At 37.8% G+C, this 12,193-nt stretch carries 12 protein-coding genes; all 12 read left to right on the top strand.

Translation table 11 applies throughout. The annotated features are described in order from the left end of the window. Window positions 1–165 precede the first annotated feature (165 nt). Complete coding sequence (locus CYG50_RS20775; RefSeq protein WP_102138841.1) at window positions 166–696, top strand: fimbrial protein; 531 nt, start codon at window positions 166–168, stop codon at window positions 694–696. A gap of 57 nt (window positions 697–753) precedes the next feature. Then, window positions 754–1,422: a fimbrial biogenesis chaperone gene (locus tag CYG50_RS20770; RefSeq protein WP_102138840.1), complete on the top strand. Its 669-nt coding sequence runs from the start codon at window positions 754–756 to the stop codon at window positions 1,420–1,422. Window positions 1,423–1,447: 25 nt separating this feature from the next. Continuing rightward, window positions 1,448–3,970, top strand: a complete 2,523-nt coding sequence (locus CYG50_RS20765; protein ID WP_102138839.1) for a fimbria/pilus outer membrane usher protein — start codon at window positions 1,448–1,450, stop codon at window positions 3,968–3,970. A 14-nt stretch (window positions 3,971–3,984) separates the two neighbouring features. Then, the gene (locus CYG50_RS20760; RefSeq protein ID WP_232368218.1) at window positions 3,985–5,025 is read left to right on the top strand and encodes a fimbrial protein; all 1,041 of its coding nucleotides are present in this window, start codon (window positions 3,985–3,987) and stop codon (window positions 5,023–5,025) included. 8 nt (window positions 5,026–5,033) lie between these two features. Continuing rightward, window positions 5,034–5,549, top strand: a complete 516-nt coding sequence (locus CYG50_RS20755; RefSeq protein WP_102138838.1) for a fimbrial protein — start codon at window positions 5,034–5,036, stop codon at window positions 5,547–5,549. 15 nt (window positions 5,550–5,564) lie between these two features. Further along, entirely contained in the window at window positions 5,565–6,062 is a 498-nt protein-coding gene (locus CYG50_RS20750) for a fimbrial protein (protein ID WP_102138837.1), read from the top strand. Window positions 6,063–6,224: 162 nt separating this feature from the next. Continuing rightward, window positions 6,225–6,503 (top strand): helix-turn-helix domain-containing protein, encoded by a 279-nt coding sequence (locus CYG50_RS20745; RefSeq protein ID WP_102138836.1) that lies wholly within the window; start codon window positions 6,225–6,227, stop codon window positions 6,501–6,503. A 31-nt stretch (window positions 6,504–6,534) separates the two neighbouring features. Further along, window positions 6,535–6,855, top strand: coding sequence for a helix-turn-helix domain-containing protein (locus CYG50_RS20740; protein ID WP_102138835.1), 321 nt, complete (start codon window positions 6,535–6,537; stop codon window positions 6,853–6,855). Window positions 6,856–7,429: 574 nt separating this feature from the next. Further along, the gene (locus CYG50_RS20735) at window positions 7,430–7,954 is read left to right on the top strand and encodes a fimbrial protein (RefSeq protein WP_102138834.1); all 525 of its coding nucleotides are present in this window, start codon (window positions 7,430–7,432) and stop codon (window positions 7,952–7,954) included. 59 nt (window positions 7,955–8,013) lie between these two features. Then, complete coding sequence (locus CYG50_RS20730; RefSeq protein WP_102138833.1) at window positions 8,014–8,682, top strand: fimbrial biogenesis chaperone; 669 nt, start codon at window positions 8,014–8,016, stop codon at window positions 8,680–8,682. A 26-nt stretch (window positions 8,683–8,708) separates the two neighbouring features. Continuing rightward, window positions 8,709–11,219 (top strand): fimbria/pilus outer membrane usher protein, encoded by a 2,511-nt coding sequence (locus CYG50_RS20725; RefSeq protein WP_102138832.1) that lies wholly within the window; start codon window positions 8,709–8,711, stop codon window positions 11,217–11,219. A 14-nt stretch (window positions 11,220–11,233) separates the two neighbouring features. Continuing rightward, window positions 11,234–12,193, top strand: coding sequence for a fimbrial protein (locus tag CYG50_RS20720; RefSeq protein ID WP_102138831.1), 960 nt, complete (start codon window positions 11,234–11,236; stop codon window positions 12,191–12,193).

The raw sequence follows: 12,193 nt of genomic DNA, 5'->3' as shown, positions 1-12,193 counted from the left end.
TATCAAATACAAGATATAAAAATGACACCTCAAAAGGGCATTAAACCTAAATTACTCTCATATTGTTTATTTTTAAAATAAAAGCCAAAATACTCACCAGTTGAGTAATTGAATATATTCACTGACTCAATCTCATCATATAAATATCCTCTTGGAGAGTAATAAATGAAAAAAAATGTCTTTGCCTATTTAATTGCGGCATCGTCTGTTTTTGCCATTAATAATGTATTAGCGGCTGATGGAACTATCGATTTTACGGGTGAAATTACCGACCAGGCTTGTCAGTTTGCAACTGGTTCTGATGCATTTACCGTGAACTTAGGAAAAATCGCTAAAACGGCATTACCGAGTACAGGTAGCACGGCAGCAGCAACTAAATTTACTATCAAATTAGAAAACTGCCCGCAAACCGTGACTAGCGCAACGGTTAAATTTGATGCCACCAGTTACGCAGGTGATAATAGTGTACTCCAGTTAACCGACCCTACTGCTGCGACAACAGCACAAAACGTTGGTATTCAAATTCAGGACGTCACCGGAACAACCGTTCCGTTATTTACTGAATCTAGTGCGTATGCATTAAAAGAAAAGACAGTAAATAATTTAGATTTTACTGCTCGTTATATTGCAATGTCTGATAGCGTTGGCGTTGGTCAAGCAAACTCAACCGCAACCTTCACTATCAATTATAACTAATTGGCTTTTAGGGTTTAAAGGGATTTAAACCTTATTCCTCTATTCAATGGTACTAATATGAAACGCTTAGTTTATTTTTTTATTTCTTCATTTTTATTGATTAATTTAGCCCATGCAGGCGTTATTATTGGCGGCACCCGTGTTATTTATAATGAGGGAAATAAAGATGTCAGTATTAGTGTCGAAAACCCTGATAAAATTCCTTATTTAATTCAATCATGGATTGATGGTATTGATGAAAATAAGCAATCCGCATTTACCATTACACCACCATTATTTAGATTAAATGCAGATAAAACCAATGCGTTAAGAATATTTTTAACCGAGAATACCTTACCGACAGATAAAGAATCATTATTTTGGTTAAATATAAAAACGATCCCAGCAACAGAGCGCACGGAAAATTCATTACAAATTGCCTTTAAAACACAAATGAAATTAATTTATCGTCCTTCTGCAATTAAAAACGTTGATTTTGTTGAAGAACAAAAAAAATTAACTTGGTCAAAAACAGGCAATATGATTACGGTAAAAAACCCGACGCCGTATTTTATGAATTTCCAAAGCATAACCTTTAACGGTAAAAAGGCGAATGACGTCTCTTATGCTGCACCGTTTTCTAGCACTTCTTTTGAGATTAACGATGCTGCCACTCATGGCACGGTGAAATGGGAAGTCATTAATGACTACGGCTCTGCATCTGAACTGGCTGAAGCGAAAATATAGCCCAAAATTGATTTAGGTTGTTAAAATGAGAATAAATAAAATATGCTTTAGCCTACTTATTTATTTAGGCTATACGGTACCTTTATACGCTGAAAATGCCATCGGCAATAATACAACAGAGGGAAATATCTATTTTGATCCTGATTTCTTAGAGTTACCCAATAAAGATGCGGTCGATTTAAGCCAATTTGAAAATAACCAACAATTGGCTGGTAATTATTACGTTGATATTTATGTCAATACCAACTTAATCGGAGCAAAAAGTTTAAAGTTTGATAAAAATACCGAGAATAAACTTGTTCCCTGTTTAACACTGGATGATTTAAAAAGCTTCGACATTAAAATTGCAGATTATCCTGAGCTACAAAATAGCCAAACAGGCTGCGTCAATTTAGCAATCATTCCTGACGCAACAAGCCAATTTGAATTTGATTCACAGCGGTTATACCTCAGTATTCCGCAAATCGCGCTGGCGAAAAACCCGAGGGGTTATGTTGACCTTGCAGATATCGATAACGGTATTACCGCTCTATTACTGAATTACAGCTATAGCGGTTCTAAAAATACCGATCGTAAAGGTGGAGAAGACACCACCTCAAACTACGTCAATTTACGCCCCGGCTTAAATATTGGGGCATGGCGTCTGCGCAACTATACCACGTGGTCCAACAGCACAGGGCAGTCCAATAAGTGGGATACTATTTATACTTACGCCTCCCGTGGGATCAACCGCATAAAAAGCCAGCTAACCTTGGGGGATAGCGTTTCTCCGTCAGAGGTGTTTGACAGTGTGCCATTTCGTGGGGCGCAGCTCGCTACCGATGACGATATGTACCCTGAAAGTTTGCGCGGCTATGCGCCAGTTGTACGTGGGATAGCCCGCAGCAACGCACAGGTCACCATTCGCCAAAACGGTTACACCATCTACCAAACCGATGTGGCAGCAGGCCCCTTTGAAATCAATGATCTCTACCCAACGGGCAGCAGCGGTGACTTACATGTGACGATAAAAGAGTCGAACGGCAGCGAACAGGTGCAAATTGTACCCTTTGCCTCACTCCCCGTGCTGCAACGTGAGGGTTATTTATCTTATAGCACCACCGCAGGTGAATACCGTTCATATGATAGCCATGTAGATAAAACCAAATTTGGTCAGTTCACTTTGGTATACGGTTTACCCTATGGCATCACTATGTTCGGAGGAAGTCAGTTCAGTGAAAAATACCAATCTTATTCGATAGGTGCTGGGCAAAACTTGGGGCGCTTCGGGGCGCTGTCTATTGATATTACCCAATCTCACGCCAAAATGCGTGATGACAGCAAAGAACGTGGTCAGTCTTACCGCTTTAGATATAACAAAAACCTCAATGATATCGGCACCAATATTGCTTTGGCAGGTTACCGCTATTCGACCCAAGGGTATTACAGTTTATCCGAGGTGTTTGATACCTTCCGTGATACCACTTACACTCCTGAAATCGAACGCCGCCGTAATCGCGGTGAAATCACCCTCAGCCAAAACCTAGGGGATACTTACGGTTCTATTTCAATGGGTTATATTAATGAAGATTATTGGAATAGTGACCGCAAAACACAGTCAGCAACCCTTGGCTATAACAATAGCTGGCAAGGGATCAGTTACGGGCTGAATTACACCTATAACAAGAATACCAGCAGCTATTCGCAGAGTGCTGGGGCAAAAAAATACAGTGATGAAGACCATTTATTTACTTTTTCGGTCAATATTCCGTTCAGTTTGTTTGAAGATACCGCCTACATTAACTTTGCCAGTAACCACAGTAGCCGAGACTCCAGTTCGAGTAGCATCGGTGTATCAGCATCTCACCTGAACAACCGTTTAAATTGGAGCATGCAACAAAGTTTAGCCGATCAGGGGCAAGGCAGTTCTGGTAATGCGAACTCCACCTATAAAGGCAGGTATGGTGAAATTTCTGGTGGTGCTAGCTATAGCAAAGATAACTATAACCTGTACTACGGAACTAACGGCAGCCTTGTCGCTCACCCGGGCGGGTTAGTGTTAGGGCAACAACTGGGTGAGACTGCTGCGCTGGTAGAAGTGCCTGATGCAGGGAATGTTCCCATATTAAACCAAGCGGGTGTAGTAACCAATAACCAAGGTTATGCGTTAGTGCCGTACGTCACCGCTTACCGCAAAAATACCATCGATATTGATACCTCGGCGTTACCTGACAACACAGAAATGGAACTCACTAGCCAGTCTGTCTCCCCAAGCCGTGGAGCGCTAGTGAAATCCAGTTTCACTGCCAATGTCGGTTATCGCGCCATTATGGTATTGAATTTTGCAGATGGGAAGCCCGTACCATTCGGCGCACAAGCCATATTTAAAGATAACCCACAATTAAATAATCTAGTGGGTAATAATGGCGAAGTTTATTTATCCGGTTTAACTGAGAGTGGGAACTTTATTATTCAATATAACGAGAAACAACAGTGTCAGGTTAATTATAACTTAGCCGGTGTTTCGGATTATATGGGGTTATATAAAACTACTGCGGTATGCCGATAAGAGGGAAATACGTAATGAAATTTATAGTGTTATTCACCACAACTATTATTTTAATAGCAGGTAAAGCTAATGCAGCTTACAACTGTTTTATCGGTCAACCTGTTAGAGAAGCGTTTATAGATGGCAAGCATATTATTAACATTCCATTTGACAATACATTTACAGGGGACTTAAAAACAATTATTGCAAATTCTAGTGCTCCATTAGATATGTATGTTAATAATATAGGCAAAGACTTCAATCCTCAGTGTAACGGTTTAGATTCTTACAACTCAAATATTGGTCCGGTCTACTACCAATATGCTTATGCTAATAGGCAAACATCTCAAACCCCTCTCGTTACAAATGTGCATGGAATATCTCAATATGTAAGATTTGTGGCTGATAGTTGCCCTTCATGTCCTGCCAGTATACAGTTTCCACGGACAGCCTATATCTATATTAGCAAAAATGCTAAATTTGGTGCGTTTAACGCTGGATTAGCTGGTCACTTTACCCTCACACTAGTCAAAACAGGGCCGGTAACTAAATCTGGATATATAGATAGTGGAATAATAGCGACAAAATCCAATCGCAATGAAGCCGCGGGATCTACTTTTTATAAAACGGCAACCTTGGCAATTAGACCAAACTCTATCTATATCAATGTGCTTAACTGTTCTTTAAAACAGGGTACCTACAATATTAATCTAGGTGATTGGTATGATACCCAGTTTAAAAAAGTCGGTGATACCAGCAGCAATATAGATATTCCAATTAAATTATCTTGTGCTGCAGGCACTAATATTAAAGTCAATGTCACATCTGACGCGATAGATAATGCACCAACAGGTAAATTAAGTTTACGTGGTTCGAATAAAGCTACAGGCGTTGCAGTACAATTATTAGATAACGCAAGTAACCCCATCCCTCTAAATACTCAGTGGACACAACAAAATAATGTGCCTGAAAGCGACTATATTTTTGGCTGGAAAGCTCGCTATATTAAAACAGCAGACAAAATTACTCCCGGAAGTGCGAATGCAACAGCCACCGTTAATATTCGCTACGAATAGAGGTTCTCATGAAAAAAACAATATTAACCCTATTGACTATCAATATTTTAAGTCAGCCATTATTAGTTAATGCGGCGGATACGGTAACATTAAATTTCACAGGCAATATCAAAGCCGCTACTTGTAATATCTCTGGCGGCAACAATATTGATATTGACTTAAAGCGTTTACCGATTGATATATTTAATAGCGCGCAGACAGGATCCGACTGGAAAAATTTTGATATTCATTTAAATAACTGTTCGTCATTTATCAATCAAATTAAACTGACATTTGCAGGCACTTCAGACGCCGCTGACATGAACAGCTTATATAAAAATCTAGGTACTGCACAGAATATCGCTGTACAGCTACAAAGTGGTGATGGTGCCACACCGCTAGGTAACCTAAAAACATTACAAGTGCCCTTAAATGGGCAATCTGATATCGCTATTCCACTGCGTGCGCGGGCTTTTAGCATGGCAGGTAATGTCGTGGCTGGATCTATTTCAGCCAATGTCACCGCTACCATCACCTATTTATAAACTGGAGCTTATAATATGAAAAAAATGGTGCTTTTATTCTGTCTTGCTTCCAGCCCCGCATTGGCAGCAGACCAACAAATTAATATCAATGTACATGGTTATGTCGCAGTTATGCCCTGCGAATTAGAAACCATCAATCATGTCATTGACCTGAAAAAAGTCAATGCTTGGAATATTCGGGATACACAAACTTCACCGTGGGTTGATTTCTCAATTAAATTGAAAAATTGCCCTATGGGTACCAAGGAAGCCATTATGGAGATTAAAGGCACACCAGATTCAACCACAACGGATTATTTTGTTAATACCGGTAGTGCTAAAAACGTCGCATTAAACTTAGCCCACCATGCAAATAAAGCCACGATAAAAAACGGTGAAAAAATTATGGTGCCCGTTAATGAACAAACCCGCAAAGTTGATATTCCGCTATCAGCGAGAATGGCAGGCTATGGCTCAGGCATGACAAGTGGTTCATTTAATAGCCATCTTGATTTTACATTTGTTTATCATTAACAAAGTCTGGCTATTATCTTGACTAATACCCAAATAAAAACTGTATAGTTCGAATGCGTGTGATTTAAATCAAGATAGAAACCATAATACCTGATAGATATATCTTGAAGGTACAAGGCATTCTTTTACTTATTAAGAATAAAAAATCAATGAGGTTGAATAATGAGCAATTATTACCCTGTCTCTGCGGTTATTGGTAATAAAATAAAGTCATTGCGTAAAAATAAAGGACTCTCTCTTGTTACTCTCGCTAAGACTGTTGGAATTAGTGAGCAACAGCAATTACGTTATGAACGAGGAAATAACCGAATATCGGTAGATAGACTAAAACAATATTCCAACTATTTTGATATTAACATTAGTTACTTTTTTTCGTTTAGTGAAGATGAAAAAATAAAAATTAAAAATGGTAATGAAATTAAAAAATCATTCTCTCCATAGTATTTTTACTTAATCATTATTGGTTATTAGTATGAAAAAAAACACATCTAAAATTATCGGAGCACGGATCCGTACACTAAGAAAAGACCAAAACATGAGTATTCAGCAACTCAGCACATTACTTGGAATTAGTCAGCAGCATCAATCTCGCCATGAATTAGGCGAAATCCGAATTCATGTTGATACGTTATATTCTATTTCCGAAATACTCGAACTTGATATTCAAGAATTAATTATTGATTTTGCCATCCCAATACCAGTTAGCACAATGGATAGTAAACAGAATAGAAGAAAAATATTGCAAGCTGAAAGCCTATTATCGCCAGAACATAATTTCTATTTATACAAATAGTGTTAACAATAAAATAATATAGCATATCGTTAGGCTATTGCTCTTTTTTTCCAATTAAAAATAATCTTCGTTCATGTAGTCTTAATTCAATCACATCAAATTAAGACTACATATCTAATCTTATCTAACGAATAAAAACAAAATATAGCACATTTAGACCTACCAAATCCGATAACTATACTATTATTTCATTTTTCGATAGTAAAAATACAACATCCACTGTATGTGGTCTAATATGTCAAAACCGTATAACCCCAAATAATCACCATATGAGAGATAAATTAAACTTATATCCCTCCTTATAATTATTCTTGGTTTTATATCGTTATTTAACTTTAGTCAAAAAACCATTGAAAATTATATTTGACTTAGTTAAATATAGTATATCGATCCCTCTCTTATAGCGTGTTAACTCAATTAAAAAACTTAAATTCATTAATATTTGATTATATATTTCCAATTTTAACAAAACTTGTTTATTTTAAAAAATAGTCCCAAAATACTCTTCAATTGAGTAACCATTGCTTTTATATACTCAATGAAAAATAAATAATTATCTTTTGGAGAAAAACAAATGAAAAAGAACTTACTTGCATCATTAATTGCTGCAACCTCAATCGTTGCTGTTAATAATGCATTAGCAGCAGATGGTACTATCGACTTTACAGGTGAAATCATTGACCAAGCATGCGAATTAGCAGCTGGCTCTGATGCACTAAAAGTAAACTTAGGACAAGTATCTAAAAAAGCATTGCCAAACGCAGGAAGTACAGCGGCAGCAACTAAATTTACAATTAAATTAATTAATTGCCCTGCTACAGTAACAACAGCTTCAGTGAAATTTGATGCTGATTCTTATATTGGTGATGATGAAGTTATTAAATTAAAAGAAGAAACGGGTGTTGCAACTGGCGTTGGTATTCAAATTACTGATGATACGAATAAAATTGTTCCATTATTTACTGCCTCTAAAGCATATCCATTACAACAAAATGTGGAAAATAATTTAGATTTCAGAGCGCGTTATATTGCTAAGTCTGACACAGTGACTCCTGGTCCTGCAAATGCGACAGCAACTTTCACAATCAATTATAACTAAGTAATAAATAAGGTTTAAAAGGACTTAAGCCTTATCTAATAATAATCAATGGTGGTATTATGAAATCTATTATCTATATTTTCATTTCCTTATTAGCACTAATAAACACTGCGAATGCTGGTGTTATTATTGGTGGAACCCGTGTTATTTATAACGAGGGAAACAAAGATGTCAGCATCAGTGTAGAAAATCCAGATAAAATCCCTTATTTGATTCAATCTTGGATAGATAATATAGATGAAAAAAAGCAGTCTGATTTCTCTATTACACCACCATTATTTAGACTAAATGCAGATAGAACTAATGCACTTAGAATATTTTTAACAGAAAATAAATTACCTAATGATAGAGAATCATTGTTCTGGTTAAATATAAAAACGATCCCAGCAACAGAAAGAACAGAAAACTCACTACAAATTGCCTTTAAAACGCAAATGAAATTAATTTATCGCCCTAAAGCATTAAAAGAGGTTAATTTTATTGAAGAGCAAAAAAAATTAGTGTGGTCTAAATCTGGAAATAAAATTACGGTTAAAAACCCAACGCCGTATTTTATGAATTTCCAGAGCATCAGCTTTAACGGAACAAAAGCTAATGATGTTTCTTATGTGGCACCTTTCTCAAGTGCAACTTTTGACGTTAATAACTCAACTACTAATGGAACAATTAAATGGGAAGTTATTAATGATTATGGTGCAGCACCAGAAGCACTCGAAAAGAAAATATAAAATTATAAAATAAGTTGGGCTTTATCATGAAAATAAATAAAATATCTCTAGGCCTACTATTATATTTAGGCTATACCGCATCGCTATATGCTGAAGAAAAAACAGAAAATAATGTCTACTTTGACCCTGACTTTTTAGAGTTACCAAATAAAGATTCGGTTGATTTGTCGCAGTTTGAGAATAATGAACAACTAGCTGGTGCCTACTATGTTGATATTTATGCCAACACTAACTTAATTGGTGCTAAAAATCTTAAATTTGAAAAAAATAACCATAACCAATTAGTTCCGTGTTTATCACTGGCTGATATTAAAGAATTTGGTATCAAAACAGCGGAATACCCTGAATTGCAAACCGCAGGCAGTCACTGTGTAAACCTTGCAGCTATTCCTGATGCCACAAGTAATTTTGAATTCGATTCTCAACGTTTATATTTAAGCATCCCCCAAATCGCATTGGATAGAAACCCAAGGGGTTACGTTGACTTAGCCAATATCGATAATGGGATCAACGCACTGCTATTAAATTACAGCTATAACGGCTCTAAAAATTACGATCGCAAAAGTAGTGGTTCGGATAATACATCTCATTATGTAAATTTAAGACCCGGCTTAAATATTGGAGCGTGGCGGTTACGCAATTACACAACATGGTCAAGTAGCACTGACCAATCCGGTAAATGGGATACCATCTATACCTACGCATCACGTGGCATTAATAGCATCAAAAGTCAGTTAACCTTGGGGGATAGTGTTTCACCTTCGATGGTTTTTGACAGCGTGCCATTCCGTGGTGCCCAGCTTGCGACAGATGATGATATGTCCCCTGAGAGTTTACGCGGCTACGCCCCCGTCGTTCGTGGGATTGCCCGCAGTAACGCACAGGTGACGATCCGCCAAAATGGTTACATTATATACCAAACCGAGGTTGCTGCAGGCCCTTTCGAAATCAATGACTTATACCCAACAGGGGGAAGTGGTGATTTACATGTCACAATAAAAGAATCCAATGGTAGCGAGCAATATCAGATCGTTCCTTTTGCCTCATTACCCGTATTGCAGCGTGAAGGATATTTTTCTTATAGCGTAACGGGCGGTGAATACCGCGCTTATGACAGTAGCATTGATAAAACAAAATTTGGTCAGTTCACCTTAATCTATGGTTTACCGTATGGTATTACCGCTTATGGTGGTAGCCAAGTGAGTGAGCATTACCAATCTTACTCCATCGGTACAGGCCAAAACCTTGGACGGTTTGGTGCATTATCCATTGACGTTACTCATGCAAATTCAACGCTGAGTAATGACGTTAAGGAAAAAGGCCAGTCATATCGTTTCCGCTATAACAAAAATATCAACGATATTGGTACTAATATCGCATTAGCTGGTTACCGTTACTCTACTAAAGGCTTTTACAGTTTAGCAGAAGTCTTTGATGGTTATAGAAATACAAACTATGCTCCAGAAATTGAACGCCGCCGTAATCGTGGTGAAATTACGCTCAGCCAAAACTTAGGGGATAACTTTGGTTCAATTTCCGTGGGCTATATCAATGAAGACTACTGGAATAGTGACCGTAAAACACAATCTGCCACCGTGGGTTACAACAACAGTTGGCAAGGCATTAGTTATAGCTTGAATTATACCTATAACAAAAATACCAATAGCTACTCCTATAGCTCCGGCAGTCGCACGAAAAGTGAAGATGACCATCAATTAGCGTTCTCGGTCAGTGTGCCGTTTACTGTGTTTGATAACACCTTCTATTACAACTTTAACAGTAACAGCAGCAGTAACGGCCCAAGCACAGGCAGTATTGGGCTTTCTGCTTCACAACTCAATAATCGCTTGAATTGGAGCATGCAGCAGGGTTTCACCACTCAAGAACAAGGTACGAGCGGCAATATGAACGCCTCTTATAAAGGCCAATATGGTGAAGTTTCAGGCGGAACTGGCTATAGCAAAGACAACTATAACCTTTATTACGGGGTTAATGGCAGCTTAGTGGCTCACTCTGGCGGCCTTGTACTCGGTCAACAATTAGGCGAAACCGCGGCTATTGTTGAAATACCAGATGCAGGTGATGTACCCGTCTTAAACCAAGCAGGGGTTGTCACTAATAACCAAGGTTATGCACTCGTGCCCTATGTTACTGCCTACCGTAAAAATGTGATTGATATCGATACTTCTGAACTACCTGAAAATACGGAAATGGAGTTAACTAGCCAAAGTGTTGCACCAAGCCGTGGTGCACTGGTGAAAGCCAGCTTTGCCGCAAATGTCGGATATCGAGCCATTATGATATTAACTTTTGCTGATGGCAAACCTGTACCTTTTGGTGCCCAAGCGATATTTAAAGATAATCCACAGTTAAATAACATGGTTGGTAATGATGGTGAAATTTATTTATCTGGTTTAGCTGAAAATGGCAGTTTTATTATTCAATATAACGATAAACAACAGTGCCAAGTAAATTATAACTTAGCAGGCATATCGAATTATATGGGGTTATATAAAACAACTGCTGTTTGCCGATAATAAGGAGGCCAGTTATGAATAATCTTATTTATAAATCAATATTAACTGTGAGTTTTATATATTTATACTCAGGATATGCTAATGCAGCTTGTGTTCAAAATCCCACATGGAGGAACATACAAAAAACAATACCTAATGAAACAATCAACATACAATATGATGACACTAGGTCTTATCAATTAAAATCTATATCTTTACCGATTTATACGGGGACTTATAACCCGACTAATGGTGTTGGTCAAGATTGTGGCGGAAATCAAGTTGGTATTTATCTAGCACCAGTCAGTAATGGTATGGCCGTAAGTGGAATTAATGGTATTGGTATCAAAGCGAGAATTAATAGCTTTGGGCCAGATACTTTCTTTCCTGTAAATGGTCCATATACGGCAACTACATGGACATTTACGAATCCGACATGGGATATTCGTATAGAAAAAACAGGTCATGTTACTTCTGGTGGGATTATTTCAACACGGCAACTCGCTAGATTTTATCAACAAAATAGAAAAACAGGTACTGATTTTATTATTTCAACTGTCTCTTTTTCCACTAACTATCGAATAAATGTACTCAGTTGCTCACTAAAAAATTCAGTTCCTACCATTAACTTAGGTGATTGGTATGATACCCAATTTCCCGCTGTTGGCAGTACCAGTACAAATATCAATATTCCCATTACATTAAACTGCATGGCGGGCACCAATATTAAAGCGACGGTAACAAGCTCTAAATATGAAGATACGGCTACAGGAAAATTAGCTCTAACGGGACCTGGTAGTGCCACTGGTGTCGCAATACAATTGCTGGATAAAAATAATAACCCGATCAAATTGAACACTATGAATAGCCTGCAAAATAATGTGCCTGCTGGTGACTATATGTTCAATTGGAAGGCTCGCTATATCAAAACGGCCGCGAGTATCACGCCAGGTACAGCAAACGCCTCTGCGACTGTAAATATCCGCTATGAGTAG

It is taken from the genome of Providencia huaxiensis (assembly GCF_002843235.3).
GTDB classification, from domain to species: domain Bacteria; phylum Pseudomonadota; class Gammaproteobacteria; order Enterobacterales; family Enterobacteriaceae; genus Providencia; species Providencia huaxiensis.
The sequence above is the reverse complement of the archived record's forward strand: the minus strand, read 5'-3'. Positions and strand labels throughout refer to the sequence as shown.